Annotated in this window: 14 protein-coding genes; 9 read left to right on the top strand and 5 right to left on the bottom strand. The window is 71.6% G+C overall.

Translation table 11 applies throughout. The annotated features are described in order from the left end of the window. Window positions 1-91 precede the first annotated feature (91 nt). Window positions 92-1,105, bottom strand: coding sequence for a LacI family DNA-binding transcriptional regulator (locus tag AB3M83_RS03100; RefSeq protein ID WP_412945017.1), 1,014 nt, complete (start codon window positions 1,103-1,105; stop codon window positions 92-94). A gap of 142 nt (window positions 1,106-1,247) precedes the next feature. On the opposite strand from AB3M83_RS03100, the gene xylA reads away from it, so the two are divergent. From xylA to AB3M83_RS03140, 8 genes are all read left to right on the top strand, one after another. Beyond that, a complete protein-coding gene (gene xylA, locus AB3M83_RS03105; protein ID WP_412945019.1) occupies window positions 1,248-2,435 on the top strand; it encodes a xylose isomerase in 1,188 nt (395 codons plus the stop codon). Window positions 2,436-2,543: 108 nt separating this feature from the next. Next, window positions 2,544-3,827, top strand: a complete 1,284-nt coding sequence (locus tag AB3M83_RS03110; protein WP_412945021.1) for a xylulokinase — start codon at window positions 2,544-2,546, stop codon at window positions 3,825-3,827. Between the two features lie 70 nt (window positions 3,828-3,897). Beyond that, complete coding sequence (locus AB3M83_RS03115; RefSeq protein ID WP_412945023.1) at window positions 3,898-4,587, top strand: GTP pyrophosphokinase; 690 nt, start codon at window positions 3,898-3,900, stop codon at window positions 4,585-4,587. 47 nt (window positions 4,588-4,634) lie between these two features. Next, window positions 4,635-5,108, top strand: coding sequence for a glutaminase (locus tag AB3M83_RS03120; RefSeq protein ID WP_412945025.1), 474 nt, complete (start codon window positions 4,635-4,637; stop codon window positions 5,106-5,108). 92 nt (window positions 5,109-5,200) lie between these two features. After that, window positions 5,201-7,414: a glycogen debranching protein GlgX gene (glgX, locus tag AB3M83_RS03125; protein WP_412945027.1), complete on the top strand. Its 2,214-nt coding sequence runs from the start codon at window positions 5,201-5,203 to the stop codon at window positions 7,412-7,414. A gap of 56 nt (window positions 7,415-7,470) precedes the next feature. Further along, on the top strand, window positions 7,471-9,828 hold the full coding sequence (gene treY, locus AB3M83_RS03130; protein ID WP_412945966.1) for a malto-oligosyltrehalose synthase: 2,358 nt from the start codon (window positions 7,471-7,473) through the stop codon (window positions 9,826-9,828). Continuing rightward, window positions 9,825-11,552 (top strand): malto-oligosyltrehalose trehalohydrolase, encoded by a 1,728-nt coding sequence (gene treZ / locus AB3M83_RS03135; protein ID WP_412945029.1) that lies wholly within the window; start codon window positions 9,825-9,827, stop codon window positions 11,550-11,552. The genes treY and treZ overlap by 4 nt, the downstream gene beginning before the upstream one ends. A gap of 61 nt (window positions 11,553-11,613) precedes the next feature. Next, on the top strand, window positions 11,614-12,441 hold the full coding sequence (locus AB3M83_RS03140; protein ID WP_412945031.1) for a tryptophan-rich sensory protein: 828 nt from the start codon (window positions 11,614-11,616) through the stop codon (window positions 12,439-12,441). Between the two features lie 56 nt (window positions 12,442-12,497). Here AB3M83_RS03140 and AB3M83_RS03145 read toward each other — a convergent pair whose 3' ends face one another. From AB3M83_RS03145 to AB3M83_RS03160, 4 genes are read right to left on the bottom strand one after another with little or no spacing between them, the layout of a single operon-like run. Further along, window positions 12,498-13,223, bottom strand: a complete 726-nt coding sequence (locus AB3M83_RS03145) for a glutamine amidotransferase-related protein (RefSeq protein WP_412945032.1) — start codon at window positions 13,221-13,223, stop codon at window positions 12,498-12,500. A 43-nt stretch (window positions 13,224-13,266) separates the two neighbouring features. Further along, window positions 13,267-13,995: a LysR family substrate-binding domain-containing protein gene (locus tag AB3M83_RS03150; RefSeq protein WP_412945034.1), complete on the bottom strand. Its 729-nt coding sequence runs from the start codon at window positions 13,993-13,995 to the stop codon at window positions 13,267-13,269. Window positions 13,996-14,012: 17 nt separating this feature from the next. Further along, window positions 14,013-14,543, bottom strand: a complete 531-nt coding sequence (locus tag AB3M83_RS03155; protein WP_412945036.1) for a thermonuclease family protein — start codon at window positions 14,541-14,543, stop codon at window positions 14,013-14,015. After that, window positions 14,540-15,061 carry a MarR family winged helix-turn-helix transcriptional regulator gene (locus tag AB3M83_RS03160; RefSeq protein ID WP_412945038.1) on the bottom strand — a complete coding sequence of 174 codons (522 nt, stop codon included), beginning with the start codon at window positions 15,059-15,061 and terminating at the stop codon, window positions 14,540-14,542. Before AB3M83_RS03160 ends, AB3M83_RS03155 begins: the two co-directional genes overlap by 4 nt. A 101-nt stretch (window positions 15,062-15,162) precedes the next feature. Here AB3M83_RS03160 and AB3M83_RS03165 point away from each other — a divergent pair, with 101 nt between their 5' ends. Continuing rightward, a complete protein-coding gene (locus tag AB3M83_RS03165) occupies window positions 15,163-15,954 on the top strand; it encodes an SDR family NAD(P)-dependent oxidoreductase (RefSeq protein ID WP_412945040.1) in 792 nt (263 codons plus the stop codon). Window positions 15,955-15,978 lie beyond the last annotated feature (24 nt).

Raw genomic sequence — 15,978 nt, forward strand, 5'->3', positions numbered from 1 at the left:
GCGTGTGAAGGCGGTATGAGATGGAAACGTTACGAAACCCGTAACGGAAGTTTCGAGCGGATGCCGGAGGTGGCCCGGCGCGGGAGCGGTCTCACGCGTGTCGTGGCGCGGCGGTGCTCCCACGGACGACGAGTTGTGTGGCGAGGTCGACGCGGAGCGCGTCGACGGTACCGCCGTCGGCCAGGCGCAGGACGATGCGCGCCGCCTCGGCGCCCATCCGGCGGAGCGGCTGGTGCACGGTGGTGAGCTGGGGGCTCAGCCACCGGGACAGCGCGATGTCGTCGTAGCCGACGACGGAGAGGTCGCCGGGAACGCTGAGGCCGGCCGAGGTCGCTGCCGCGATCACGCCGAGCGCCTGCAGATCGCTGCCGGCGAAGATCGCCGTCGGGCGATCGGCGCCGGCCAGCAGGTCGCGGGCATGCGCTTCGCCGCCGGACGGGTGGAAGTCCCCGAATCGCACCCAGTCCGGCTCGACGGGCAGCTGCGCCGCTCCCATCGCGGCGCGGTAGCCGTCCAGCCGCGCGAGCGAGCACATCATGTCCTCGGGTCCGGTGATGGCGGCGATGCGGCGATGGCCGAGCTCGATGAGGTGGCGCGTCGCGGCGAGTCCGCCGGACCAGTTGGCGGAGCCGACGGAGGGGACGTCGGGGGCGGGGTCGCCCGCCGGGTCGACGATCGCGAACGGCAGCCCGCGCGATCGGAGCTTCTCGCGGTGCGCGACCGGCAGGTCGGAGAACACGAGGACGACGCCGGCGGGGCGGCGCCGCAGCACGCCGTCCATCCAATCGGCGGACGGGGAGTGGCGGTCTCCGCTGACGGTCAGGACGACGGACATGCCCGCGTCGTGCGCCACCTGTTCGACGCCCTCGATGACCTCCATCGACCAGCTCGCCTCCAGCTCGTGGAAGACGAGTTCGATCGTGTCGCTGTGCGCGGTCGCGCTGCGACGGCGGTAACCGTGCCGGGCGAGGTGCTCCTCGAGTCGTGCGCGGGTGGCGGCCGCGACGTCGGTGCGGCCGTTGAGGACCTTCGACATCGTGGCGACCGAGACGCCCGCCTCGGCGGCGATCGCCGCGAGGGTGACGCGGGTGGGTGTGTCGGGCATCGGTGTCCTCACGGCAACGGGAGTTGAGCGCTCCGATCATGGCACCCTTTCGAGCAATTCTCGATACTTTTCGGGGTTGGCAGTCGGCGCGTCGTGAGATACGTTGTTACCAGCAACATTTACCGGCTCGCGAAGGAGCGTCATGCCCACCCCCACCCCCGCCGACAAGTTCAGCTTCGGTCTGTGGACCGTCGGTTACAACGGCGCCGACCCGTTCGGCGGCCCGACCCGCCCCGCCCTCGACGTCGTCCACGCGGTCGAGAAGCTCGCCGAGCTCGGCGCCTACGGCCTGACGTTCCACGACGACGATCTCTTCGCCTTCGGCTCGACCGACGCCGAGCGCCAGACGCAGATCGACCGTCTCAAGGGCGCGCTCGACGCCACCGGCGTCATCGTGCCGATGGTCACCACCAACCTGTTCAGCGCCCCCGTCTTCAAGGACGGCGGCTTCACGGCCAACGACCGCGACGTGCGTCGCTACGCGCTCCGCAAGGTGTTCCGTCAGCTCGACCTCGGGGCGGAGCTCGGTGCGAAGACGTTCGTCATGTGGGGTGGCCGCGAGGGCGCCGAGTACGACTCGGCGAAGGACATCCGCGCGGCGCTCGAGCGCTACCGCGAAGCCGTCAACCTGCTCGGCGACTACGTCACCGACAAGGGCTACGACATCAAGTTCGCGATCGAGCCCAAGCCGAACGAGCCGCGCGGCGACATCCTGCTGCCGACGCTCGGTCACGCGCTCGCGTTCATCGATTCGCTCGAACGTCCCGAGCTGGTGGGCCTCAACCCGGAGGTCGGCCACGAGCAGATGGCGGGCCTCAACTTCGCCGCCGGCATCGCGCAGGCGCTGTACCACGGCAAGCTGTTCCACATCGATCTCAACGGTCAGCGCGGCATCAAGTACGACCAGGACCTCGTGTTCGGTCACGGTGACCTCCACAACGCGTTCGCGCTCGTCGACCTGCTCGAGAACGGCGGACCCGGCGGCGTCCCCGCGTACGAGGGTCCCCGCCACTTCGACTACAAGCCGAGCCGCACCGAGGACGAGACGGGCGTGTGGGAGTCGGCCGCCGCGAACATGCGCACCTATCTGCTGCTGAAGGAGCGCGCCGCGGCCTTCCGCGCCGACCCCGAGGTACAGGAGGCGCTCGCCGCCGCGAAGGTGGACGAGCTGTCGACGCCCACCCTGAACGACGGTGAGAGCTACGACGACTTCCTGGCCGACCGGTCGGCCTACGAGGACTTCGACGCCGCCGCCTACTTCGGCGGCAAGGGCGGCGGCTTCGTCCGGTTGCAGCAGCTGGCGACCGAGCACCTGCTCGGCGCGCGCTGACCCCGAGACCGCGACCCCGACGCGAGACCGCATCCCCCGAGGTCCCCGGCTGCCGAGCCGGGCTCCTCACCGGGATGCGGTCTCGTGGCGGAACAGGAAGGTGACCCGATGGTCCTCGTGATGGGTGTCGACTCGTCGACGCAGTCGTGCAAGGTCGTGATCGCGGATGCCGCGACCGGTGCCGTGGTCCGGACCGGACGCGCCGTGCATCCCGCCGGCACGTCCGTCGACCCCGAGGCGTGGTGGACCGCGCTGCAGGCGGCGATCGCGGATGCCGGCGGCATGGACGACGTGGCGGCCTGGTCCGTCGGCGGTCAGCAGCACGGCATGGTCGTCCTCGACGGGGCCGGCGGCGTCATCCGCGACGCGCTGCTGTGGAACGACACCCGCTCGTCGGGGGCGGCATCCGACCTCATCGCCGAGTTCGGCGCGGAGGTGCTCGCCCAGCGCAGCGGGCTCGTCCCGGTGGCGTCCTTCACGATCACGAAGCTCCGCTGGCTTCGCGACGCGGAGCCCGGCAACGCCGCGCGGGTTGCCGCCGTGGCACTGCCGCACGACTGGCTCACGTGGCGGCTGCGCGGATTCGGCCCCGACCGCCCGGACCTGGACGAGCTGACGACCGACCGGTCCGACGCATCGGGGACCGGCTACTGGAACCCGGCGACCGGCGACTACGACCGCGACCTGCTCGTCGCCGCCCTCGGCCACGACGCCGTGCTGCCGCGCGTGCTCGGTCCCGCCGACCACGTGACCGACGCCGGTGGCCGTCGTGTCGCCCCGGGCGCCGGCGACAACGCCGGAGCCGCCCTCGGTGTGGGCGCCGGGGTCGGCGACGTCGTCGTCTCGATCGGCACCTCGGGCACGGTCTTCGCCGTCAGCGAGACGCGCACGATCGACGCGACCGGAACGGTCGCCGGCTTCGCGTCCGCCGACGGCCACTTCCTGCCGCTCGTCGCGACCCTCAACGCGGCTCGCGTGCTCGACGCGATCGCGGGCCTGCTGGGAGTGGACCACGCCGAGCTGTCGCGGCTCGCCCTGGCCGCCCCGGCAGGGGCGACCGGCCTGCACCTGCAGCCCTACTTCGAAGGCGAGCGGACCCCGAACCTGCCCGACGCGACCGCGACCCTCAGCGGCATGACCCTCGCGTCCACGACGCGGGAGAACCTCGCCCGCGCCGCCGTCGAGGGGATGCTGTCAGGTCTCGCCGCCGGCCTCGACGCCGTCCGCGCGCTCGGCGTGCCGATCACGCGCGCGCTGCTCATCGGCGGAGGTGCGCAGTCCGCCGCCGTGCGCGAGGTCGCGCCGCAGGTGCTGGGGGTGCCGGTCGAGGTTCCCGAGCCCGCGGAGTACGTCGCGCTCGGTGCGGCGCGCCAGGCGGCATCCGTCCTCTGACGCGCGGCACCGCTCGAGGGGCGCACGATCTCACAGGGCGCTCATCACCGGTCGCCCTAGCCTCGAGAGCATGCCCACCCCGCTCGACGAGCAGCAGATCACGGTGTCGGCCGCGTCCCTCCGGGCGATGCGCGACGAGTTCCAGCGGTTCCTCATGGAGTACCGGTTCGGCCTGCAGGAGATCGAGACGAAGATCTCGATCCTCCGCGAGGAGTTCCACGAGACGCACGATTACAACCCCATCGAGCACGTGACGAGCCGGGTGAAATCGCCCGACAGCCTCGTCGAGAAGGTGCAGCGCAAGGGCGTCGACCCCGACTTCGACTCCATCCGCGAGCGCATCACCGACATCGCCGGCATCCGCGTCACCTGCAGCTTCGTCAGTGACGCGTACCGGCTGCTCGATCTGCTGTCGGCGCAGGACGACGTCCGGGTGCGGGAGGTCGAGGACTACATCGCCTCTCCGAAGCCCAACGGCTACAAGAGCCTCCATGCGATCGTCGAGGTGCCCGTCTTCCTCTCGACCGGGCGCGTGGACGTGCCCGTCGAAGTCCAGCTGCGGACCATCGCCATGGACTTCTGGGCCAGCCTCGAGCACAAGATCTACTACAAGTACGAGGGCGACGTCCCCGTCGACCTGCTCGCCGACCTGAAGGACGCCGCCGATACGGCCGCCGAGCTCGACACGCGCATGGAGGGCCTGCACCGCGAGATCCGCGGCGGGGGCCCCGGCCCGGGCGGACCCGCGATCCTCGTCTGATCGCCGCAGGTCGCCCGGATCCGACAGCGGCATCCGACAATGGGACGATGACGGATGCCACGACCTCCGAGATCCTCGACGCGGCCCGGGCGCGCCTGGCCGGCTCGCCGCAGGAGCGGCTGGGGGACTGGGCGTCATCGCGTCGCATCCTGGGCATCGGGCGCGCGCCCCGCATCCTGCCGGTGACCGCGGCGTGGCACGTCGGCGTCCTGCTCATCGGCGAGGACCGCGTCTTCGCCACGGGAGAGGTCCTCCGGGCCCGGCACGACGCGATCCGCGGCTACACGGCGGAGTCCCAGCGGGCGCGCTCGGACCGGGCGGCGGCGGCGCACCGCGGCGGTTTCGCCGAGGGCGAGGTGGTCCACCTCGGCTGGACGGAGCTGGACCCCGCTGCGGTCGACCGGGGCGAGGGCTCCGGCATCCTGTCCTCCGTGTCGGGCGTCCCGCAGGTGAGGTGGAGCGCCGCCGGCGCCGTCCGGCCGCTGGCCGACTACCTCGACGACATGCTCTCGCTGCGCTGACGCCGGCGGCGGATACCCTGCGAGCGACCGCCTGGCAAGGGCCCAGAGCCGGAATCTGCCGCGGGTTATGGTGAATCGACTTTGGAGGTCACATGCAGGTATGGCCAGGATCCGCATATCCACTGGGGGCGACCTTCGACGGCAGCGGGACGAACTTCGCGCTGTTCAGCGAGGGCGCAGAACGCGTCGAACTCTGTCTGTTCGACGCGGACGGCACCGAGACGCGCGTGGAGCTGCGTGACGTCGACGCATACGTGTGGCACGCGTATCTGCCCACGGTGCAGCCGGGGCAGCGCTACGGCTACCGCGTGTACGGACCGAACGATCCGACGCAGGGGCTGCGCTTCAACCCGAACAAGCTCCTGCTGGACCCCTACGCGAAGGCCGTGGACGGCCAGGTCGACTGGGGGCAGTCGGTGTTCAGCTACACCTTCGGCGATCCCGACTCGCGCAACGACGACGACTCCGCCGCCGCGATGATGAAGGGCGTCGTCGTCAACCCGTACTTCGACTGGGCGGGCGACCGCCAGCCGAAGACGCCGTACGCCGAGAGCGTGATCTACGAGGCCCACGTGAAGGGCCTCACGATGCAGCATCCCGACATCCCCGAGGAGATCCGCGGCACCTACAGCGCGATCGCCCACCCGGTGATCATCGAGCACCTCAACAAGCTCGGCGTCACCGCGCTCGAGCTGATGCCCGTGCACCAGTTCGTCAACGACTCCACGCTGCAGGAGAAGGGGCTCTCCAACTACTGGGGCTACAACACGATCGCCTTCTTCGCGCCGCAGAACACCTACTCCGCAGCCGGCGGCGTGGGGCAGCAGGTGCAGGAGTTCAAGGGGATGGTGCGGGCGCTGCACGAGGCGGGCATCGAGGTCATCCTCGACGTGGTGTACAACCACACCGCCGAGGGCAACCACATGGGCCCGACGCTCTCCATGCGAGGCATCGACAACGTCGCGTACTACCGCCTCCAGGACGACGACAAGCGGTACTACACCGACTACACCGGCACCGGGAACAGCCTCAACGTGGGGCATCCCCACACCCTGCAGCTGATCATGGATTCGCTGCGCTACTGGGTGCTCGAGATGCACGTCGACGGCTTCCGCTTCGACCTTGCATCGACGCTCGCCCGCGAGTTCTACGACGTGGACCGCCTCGCGACGTTCTTCGAGCTCGTCCAGCAGGACCCCGTGGTCTCGCAGGTCAAGCTGATCGCCGAGCCCTGGGACATCGGCCCCGGCGGCTACCAGGTGGGCAACTTCCCGCCCCAGTGGACGGAGTGGAACGGCAAGTACCGCGACACCGTCCGCGACTTCTGGCGCGGGGAGCCCGCGACCCTCGGCGAGTTCGCCTCCCGCGTGACCGGGTCGGCGGACCTCTACGAGCACTCCGGCCGCCGGCCGGTGGCGTCCATCAACTTCGTCACCGCCCACGACGGCTTCACGCTGCGCGACCTCGTGTCGTACAACGAGAAGCACAACGAGGGCAACGGCGAGGACAACAACGACGGCGAATCGCACAACCGCTCGTTCAACCACGGCGTCGAAGGTCCCACCGACGACCCCGAGATCCTGACCGTCAGGGCGCGCCAGCAGCGGAACTTCCTGGCGACGCTGCTGCTCAGCCAGGGTGTGCCGATGATCGCGCACGGCGATGAGCTCGGCCGGACGCAGAACGGCAACAACAACGGCTACGCGCAGGACAACGAGCTCACCTGGATCGACTGGGAGTCGATCGATCAGCCGCTCATCGAGTACACGTCGGTCATCACGAAGCTCCGACGCGACCACCCGACCTTCCGGCGCAGCCGATTCTTCAACGGCCGTCCGGTGCGCCGCGAGGAGGGCGCGCCCCTGCCCGACATCGCGTGGCTGCGACCCGACGGGTCGGAGATGCAGCCGGAGGACTGGGACTCGGGCTTCGGCCGTGCCGTCGGGGTGTTCCTCAACGGAGACGGCATCCGCGAGCGCGACCGTCGCGGCCAGGAGATCCACGACCGCCACTTCTTCGTCTTCTTCAACGCCGGTGACGAGGCGGTGGACTTCACGATCCCGAAGGCCCAGTTCACGTCGTCGTGGGAGGTCGTCATCGACACGTCCGGCGTCAGCACCGACGGCCCGCTCCGCGAGCCGGGCGCGCCGATCCCCGTCGGACCGAAGTCGCTCATGGTCCTCCGCGACGGGGACGAGGAGCAGCCCGAGACGGACAACTCCGTCGCGGCCTCGCTCGCCGCGGCGCTGACCGGCGCGATCGATGTCGTGCCGTCGCACGCCCCGACGCCCGAGCTGCCGCACTGACCGCCCGCCCGACGCCCCGGTCCGTATTGTCCGAGAAGAGGGATGCCGTGACCCGCATGCCACCATCGCCGTCCGTCCGCCGGCCGGTGTCCACGTACCGCCTGCAGATCCGTGCCGGGTTCGACCTCGACGCCGCCGCGGGTCTGGTCGACTACCTGCGCGAGCTCGGCGCGGACTGGGCGTACCTGTCGCCGCTGCTCCGGGCGACGAGCGGCTCGGATCACGGGTACGACGTCGTCGACCCGACCGAGGTCGACCCCGAACGGGGCGGCGCGGCGGGTCTCGACAGGTTCGCGGCGGCGGCGCGGGATGCCGGGCTCGGCATCCTGATCGACATCGTCCCGAACCATCAGGGTGTCGCGGACCCGCGGCAGAATCCCTGGTGGCACGACGTGCTCCGGCGCGGAGCGGCGTCGCCTCATGCGGCGTCGTTCGACATCAACTGGGCGCTCGGCGGGCGGCTGCGTCTTCCCGTGCTCGGCGGTGAGCTCGACGACGTCATCGCCGCCGGCGAGATCACGATCGACGCGGATGCCGGCGTCGTCCGGTACTACGAGAACGAGTGGCCGCTGGCCGACGGGTCGCTCGACGGGCTCGACCCGGCCGATGTCCGCGCCGTGCTCGACCGTCAGCACTACGAGCTGCTGTTCTGGCGCTCCGGCGATGCGCGGCTCAACTACCGGCGCTTCTTCGCCGTGACGACGCTCGCGGGGGTCCGGGTCGAGGACCCGGACGTCTTCGATGCGACGCACGCCGAGATTCTGCGCTGGGTGAGGGAGGGGCTCGCGGACGGCCTGCGCGTCGACCACCCCGACGGCCTCGCCGATCCGGGCGGCTACCTCGAGCGTCTCGCGGAGGCCACCGACGGCGCGTACGTCCTGGTGGAGAAGATCCTCGAGCACGGGGAGGATCTCCCGGCGTGGTGGGCCACCGACGGGACGACCGGCTACGACGCCATGGCGGCCCTCGACCGCGTCCTCGTCGATCCTGCCGGCGAGGCCACGCTGGCCGAGCTCGACGTCCGCCTGCGCGACGGCGACGAACCCGACTACGACGAGATCATGCACGAGGCGAAGCTGGCCTGGGCGACCGACGGGCTGCATGCGGAAGTGCTGCGGCTGGCCGCCGTCGTCCCCGCCGAGGATCGCGGCGTCGTCGCCGACGAGGCCATCTGGCTCGACGCCCTCGCCGAGATGCTGGCCGCCTTCCCCGTCTACCGGGCGTACCTGCCCGACGGAGCCGAGCACGTCGCGGCCGCCGTCGCCGCCACGCGCGCGCGTCGTCCGGAGCTCGGCGAGGCCGCGGACGCCATCGCCCGGTCGCTGATCGCGCATCCCGAGAGCGAGTTCACCCGTCGGTTCATGCAGACCACCGGCCCGGTGATGGCGAAGGGCGTCGAGGACACCACGTTCTACCGGTGGACCCGGCTCGGGTCGCTGACCGAGGTGGGCGGCGATCCCACCGAGTTCTCGCTCGATGTGCCCGGGTTCCACGCGGCATCCGTTCGCCGGCAGGCGTCCTGGCCGCACGCCATGACCTCGCTGTCGACGCACGACACCAAGCGCAGCGAGGACGTGCGCGCGCGCCTCGCGGTGCTCGCGGAGCTGCCGGAACGATGGGCGGCGACGCTGGACGACCTGCGGGCGGTCGCCTCCACGGGCGACGGTCCCTTCGACAACCTGCTCTGGCAGGCCATCGTCGGTGCGTGGCCGGCCAGCCGCGAGCGGCTGCACGCCTACGCCGAGAAGGCGTCCCGCGAAGCGGGGGACAGCACGACGTGGTCCGACCCGGACGTCGAGTTCGAGAAGCGCATGCACGCGCTGGTGGATGCCGCGTTCGGCGACGCCCGCCCCCTCGTCGAGTCGTTCGTGGCCGAGATCACGCCGCTCGGCCGCTCGAACTCGCTCGCCCTCAAGCTCCTGCAGCTCGCCGGACCCGGAGTGCCGGACGTCTACCAGGGCACCGAGCTCTGGGACCACTCGCTCGTCGATCCGGACAATCGCCGCGAGGTCGATTTTGCGGAGCGTCGCGCGCTGCTGGCACGGCTCGACGGCGGGGACCTGCCCGCGGTCGACGACTCCGGCGCCGCGAAGCTGCTCGTGGTGTCCCGGGCGCTGCGGCTGCGGCGCGACCGGCCCGACCTGTTCACGAAGTACGCGCCACTGCCCGCAGCGGGATCGGCCGCGCAGCACGCCGTCGCGTTCGATCGCGGCGGCGCGATCGCCGTCGCGACGCGGCTGCCGGCGGGACTGGCCGCGGCGGGCGGCTGGGGCGACACGGTCGTCCCGCTGCCCCCGGGGGCGTGGCGCGACGAGCTGACCGGACGCGTGAGCGTCGGATACGCGCTGCTGGCGGAGGTGCTGGCCGACTACCCGGTCGCGCTGCTGGTGACCGAGACGGGAGATCCCGAATGAGCATCGAGGTGTGGGCCCCGAACGCCGACCGCGTGCGGCTGCGGCGACCGGGTCGCGACGACCTGGCGATGACGGCCGGCGACGGCGGCTGGTGGTCCGCCGACGTGGACCTCGCCGACGGTGACGAGTACGGCTTCGTGCTCGGCGACGGCGACGACCTGCGCCCCGACCCCCGGTCGCGGCGCCAGCCCCGCGGGGTCCACGACGCGTCCGCCTGGTTCGACGCGTCCTCCTTCGCCTGGACGGATGCCGGCTGGACCGGCCGGCAGCTCGCCGGCGGGCTCATCTACGAGATGCACATCGGCACCTTCACCCCCGAGGGCACCCTCGACGCGGCGATCGGCCGCCTCGACCACCTCGTCGACATCGGCGTGACGCACGTCGAGCTGCTGCCGGTGAACTCGTTCAACGGGACGCACAACTGGGGCTACGACGGCGTCCTCTGGTCCGCCGTCCAGGAGACCTACGGCGGTCCCGCCGCCTACCAGCGCTTCGTCGACGCCGCGCACGCGGCGGGTCTCGCCGTCATCCAGGACGTCGTCTACAACCACCTCGGTCCGAGCGGCAATTACCTGCCCGAGTTCGGTCCGTACCTCCGCACCGGATCGCGCAACACGTGGGGCGACAGCCTGAACCTCGACGAGCGCGCGGTGCGCGATGTGGTGCTCGACAACGCGCTGATGTGGCTCGGCGACTTCCACGTCGACGGGCTGCGACTGGACGCGGTCCACGCCCTCCACGAGTCGGGGTCGAGCCCCGTGCACATCCTGCAGGAGATCGCCGAGGGCGCCGACGCGCTGAGCGCCCATGTGGGAAGGCCGCTGTCGCTCATCGCCGAGAGCGATCTCAACGATCCGGTGATGTTCCTGCCGCGCGAGTCCGGCGGCTACGGCCTCGCGGCCCAGTGGTCCGACGACTGGCATCACGCCGTCCACGTCGCGCTGACCGGCGAGACGGTCGGGTACTACGAGGACTTCGCGGACCCGCAGGCGCTCCCCAAGGTGTGGTCGCGCGGCTTCTACCACGACGGCACCTACTCGTCGTTCCGCGAGCGCGACCATGGTCGTCCCTTCCCCGAGCACGCGGACTCGTGGCACCTCGTCACCTACGCGCAGACGCACGACCAGGTCGGCAACCGCGCGGCCGGGGATCGGCTCAGCGCGATGCTGTCGCCGGACCGGCTCGCGATCGCCGCCGTCCTGACGCTGACCGCGCCCGGAACTCCGATGCTGTTCATGGGGGAGGAATGGGGAGCGTCCACGCCGTGGCAGTTCTTCACCTCCCACCCCGAGCCCGAGCTCGCCGAGGCGACCGCGAAGGGGCGCGTGGCGGAGTTCGTCAAGATGGGCTGGGACGAGAGCATCGTGCCGCACCCGAACGATCCCGAGACGTTCTCCCGCTCGAAGCTCGACTGGGACGAGCGTGCCGACGGTCACCACGCACGTCTGCTCGACCTGTACCGGCGGCTGGCCCGGCTGCGGCGGGAGCGCCCCGAGCTGACCGACCCGCGCACGGGAGGACACGACGCCCGCGTCATCGCCGACGGGACCGGCCGGCGGTACGAGCTGCACCGGGCGGGCGCCCGGGTGCTGGTGAACCTCTCCCCGGAGCCGTGGGAGGTGCCGGGCGGTGACGTGTGGCTCGCGACCCGCGATCCGGAGTCCGCGGGATCCCGCCTCGTTCTCGCTCCGGAGTCGGCGGTGGTGGTCGGACCGTCGCGCTAGGCGTGCGCCGGTACGGTCAACCCCGTTGCCGGCTCCGGACGCCGTGCATACCGTCGATGGCATGACGGCCACCACGACGCACCCCGGAACGCGCTCCGACATCGTCCGCCAGACGGGCGTCATCGCGGCGACCACCTTCATGCTGATCGCGGCGGCTGTCGGCGGCGGCCTGCTCGGCGGCACGCCGGTGCAGGACGTGCAGGACGGCAATCTGGCCGCGGACGCCACGGTCCTCGCGCCGGCCAGCTCGGCGTTCTCCATCTGGAGCGTCATCTACCTGTTCATGATCGCGTACACGGTGTGGCAGGCGCTGCCGTCGCAGCGGGGCAGCGAGCGTCAGCGGAGGGTCGGCTGGGTGATCGCCCTCAGCGCCGTCCTCAACGGCGGCTGGCTGCTGGCCGCGCAGTTCCTGACGCTCTTCGCCACCGTCGCCGCCATCGTCCTGCTGCTGATCACCCTGGCGGTCGCGATCCGGATCCTCGTGGTCGACCGTCCGCGGACCCTCATCGAGAGCCTTCTCACCGATGTGACCGTCGGGCTCCACCTCGGCTGGGTGTCGCTCGCGACCGTCGCCAACGTGACGGCCTGGCTGACCGCCGACGTCGCGCCGGCCTCGTGGGGCGAGGCATCGGATGCCTGGGGCATCGGCGTGCTGACGGTCGTCGCGATCATCGGGTCGGCGCTCGCCATCGGAACGCGGGGTCGACTGGCCCCGGCGCTGGCGATGGCCTGGGGGCTGACGTGGATCGGCGTCGGTCGGGCGACGGGGCAGCCGGAATCGATGCCCATCGCGATCACGGCGTGGATCGCCGCCGCCATCGTGCTGCTGGTCCCGATCGTCCTCTGGGTCGCGGGCCGGCGCGGTGAGCTGGACCTCGCCCGCCGCTGACCCGATCCGTCTGGGCGCCGGGGGTGGCTCCGTCGTCGCCGTGGAGCGAGAGCGGCTCAGAAGGTCTGGGCGAAGCGGTGGAGCAGCTTGACCGGCTCCTCGAGGTCCGCGGCGAGCACGCGGGCGGCGACGCGATCGTAGTCGTTCGCCTCGAAGTAGCCGTCGTTCCGGTAGATCGCCATGCGCTGGGTGAAGGCGACGCCGGTCGGCTCGGGATGGAACTGCGTCGCATACATCCGGTCGCCGATCCGGTATGCCTGCACCGGGCAGTCCTCGTTCGTCGCGAGCAGGACCGCTCCCTCGGGGAGGCGTGCGGTCCCCTCCTTGTGCGCCGTGAGCGCGGTGAACGTCCCCGCGAGCGCGCCGAACAGCGGATCCCGCCGACCCTCGTCGGTGAGACGGATGCCCGTCGGCCCGGTGTCCTCGGGGTAGCCGCGCGTCACGTCACCGCCGAGCGCGCGGGTCGCGACCCCGATTCCGAAGCAGGTGAACATCGCGGCGGTCTCCCCGTCGGCCGCGGCGCGCGCGACGCGGCCGAGGGCCGCTTCGATCTGCCGCTGCGGGTCGGTCTTCGCCGAGTCCGGCTCGGTGGTGTTGAACGGGCTCCCGCCGACGACGAACCCCCGCCAGCGGTCGAACGCATCGGCCGGCAGCGGCTCACGAGCGAGATCCCAGCGCTCGAGTCCGGCGCGATCGAGCTGCGTCGCGGCGAGGAACGAGCTGTACTCGCCGTCGGCGGCATCGACCTGGGGGCGCACGCAGAGGTACACGAGCGGAGCCATGCCCCGAGTCTAGTTCGGTGCCACGCGGGGTGACCCGTCCGTGTCAGCCGCGGGAGGAGTTCGCCGTGCGGCCGCGGACGATGCCCACGAAGACGTCGATGAGGTCGGTGGCGGCGTCCACCGGCCACGCGAGCGCCACCGGCGACACCGGCGCGTCGACGAGCGGGCGGTACTCGACGTCACGACGGTGGTGCAGCCGCGCGAGCGACATGGGCACGATGACGATTCCGACCCCGGACGCGACCGTGGCGATCGCCTCGCCGGTCGTGTCCACGGGGTCGAACCGGGAGGGCTCGGTCCCCGCCACCGTCAGGTGCAGGACGTCGTCGCGCGGGACGAGGAGCGCCTCGCCGGCCAGATCCGCGATCGCGAGTTCGTCCGCCGCGGTCAGATGCGAGTCGGCGGCGCACACGACGACGGGGACCTCGTCGTAGAGCGGGATGACGTGGAGTCCGTCGCGATCGAGGGGCAGGCGGACGATCGCGGCGTCCACGTCGTCCTGGCGGAGGGCGTCGCGCTGCCCGGCGACCTCCAGCGGCACCAGCTCGAGCGGCACCCGCGGCATTCGCTGCTTCCAGGTGTCGATCCACTTGCCCGGGGTGGTGCCGGGGACGGTGCCGAGCCGGAACGGTCCCGCCGGCATCGGCTCGACGGGCTGGCCGGCCTGCTGCGGCCGGGAGCGAGGCGGGGGCTTCGACGCGCCGCCCGCGCTCCGCTTCGTCGCGGGCTTCGCGCGGGCGCCCTTGCGCTGAGGTCCGCCGCGTGCCGCCATGCGATTCAGCGTAGCCGTCACCCGCACGCGCCCCACTGCCCGGCCCCGTCGCGACGTGCGAGCGACTCGGATTCCGCGAACGCGGCCGCGTGCGTCGTGTTCGGTTCGACGCGCAGCGCGGATGCGTGGCCCTCCCGCACGAGCGTTCCGTTCACGAAAACCTCGTCGGCGTTCCAGGCGTAGCGCAGGAGCCGTCCGTATCGGTCCGTCTCCTCACGATCGGTTGCGGCCCACACGGTCGACCCCTCGGGCAGCAGCTCGCGCAGCCGGTCGCGGGCGGCATCCGCCCCGCACTCCGGCGCGGGCGTCCCCTCAGGGGTGTCGATGCCGATCAGGCGGATGCGGACCGGTTCGGCGTCGCCCCGGCGTGCTTCGAGGGTGTCGCCGTCGAAGACATGAGTGACGGTGAAAGGCGTCGCGTCGGCCGGAAGTTCTGCGGCCGCAGGCGTCGTCGCCGACGGCGGCGCGAGGTCGGATGCCAGCAGCATCCAGATCCCCGCGGCCACGAGCACCGCGGCGGCGCCGAGCAGGAAGCGGCGAAGCGTCATCGGTCGAGGCTGTCCGTCGCCGCCGCCGGCGGCGCGGGCGGCGTCCACGCGCCCTCGGGACGGACGGCTGCCGTGATCCGCCGGCTGATCTCGCGCAGCTGGCGCCGCTGCGATCCGGTGAGTCGGTCGAGGACGAGGTCGTGGACGAGCTGCGCATGCCCGGGAGCGGCCCGTTCGACCGCGTCCCGACCGGGCCCGGTGAGGATCGCGAGGGTGTACCGGCCGTCGCGCGCATCCGGCTCGCGCCGCATGAGGCCCCGATCCTCGAGCCGCGTCGCCGCCCGGGACAGGCGCGAGAGCGTGCTGTTGGCGTATCCGGCCAGCACGCTCAGGCGCAGCGTCCGGTCCGGCGCGTGCGAGAGGGCGTAGAGGATGCCGTACTCGAAATGCGTCAGCTGCGAGTCGCGCTGCAGCTGGGCGTCGAGCGCCGCCGGGAGCCATTCCAGCACGGTCGCCAGCGCGGACCAGGTCTCGAGGTCTTCTCCGTCGAGTGCCGGGAGCGGGTGGGCATCCGTCATCCCTTCACTGTACTGCCGGGCTGATTGACTTGCGTAGGAAAGTCATCCCCCGTAGCGTTCCCGTGGTCACACCTCGGGAACGGGACAGAGAGAGAGCGGTCATGGATCTGGAGCTGCGCGGCAAGCGGGCATTCATCAGCGGGTCGACGCGCGGCATCGGCCGGGCGATCGCGGCGGAGCTGCTGCGCGAGGGCGCATCGGTCGTCATCAACGGGCGAACCGACGCGGGCGTCCGTCGCGCCGTCGAGGAATTGGCCGCGGACGCACCGGACGCCGACGTCACCGGGTACGCCGCCGATTTCGCGGATCCCGCCGACGTCGCCCGCCTCGTCGGCGAGGTGGGGGAGCTGGACATCCTCGTGAACAACGTGGGGGTCTTCGACGTCGCGCCGTTCGCCGAGATCAGCGACGAGGAGTGGCAGCGGTACTTCGAGGTGAACGTCATGAGCGGCGTCCGGCTGTCGCGCGCCGCGCTGCCCGGCATGCTCGCGCGGGGGCACGGCAGGATCATCTTCGTCGCGAGCGAGTCCGGCGTGAACGTCCCCGCGGACATGACGCACTACGGGATGACCAAGGCCGGCATGCTGGCGCTCGGCAACGGCCTGTCCAAGCTGACACGGGGCACCGGGGTCACGGTGAACAGCGTCCTGGGCGGGCCGACGTATTCCGACGGCGTCGCGCGGGCGATCGAGGAGATCGCGCGGGCGCAGGGGATGCCGGCGGCCGATCTCCGGGCTCACATCGTCGCCGGCAATGCCACCTCGCTGCTGCAGCGCTTCATCGAGCCGGCCGAGATCGCCGGCATGGTGGTGTATCTCGCCGGCGCGCGTGCGTCGGCCACGAACGGAGCGGCGCTCCGTGCCGACGGCGGAACGCTCCCGACAGTCACGTGAGAGTGTGATGCCCCGCGGTCGGCC

It is taken from the genome of Microbacterium pasadenense (assembly GCF_047246565.1).
In the GTDB taxonomy this organism is placed as follows: Bacteria; Actinomycetota; Actinomycetes; order Actinomycetales; family Microbacteriaceae; genus Microbacterium.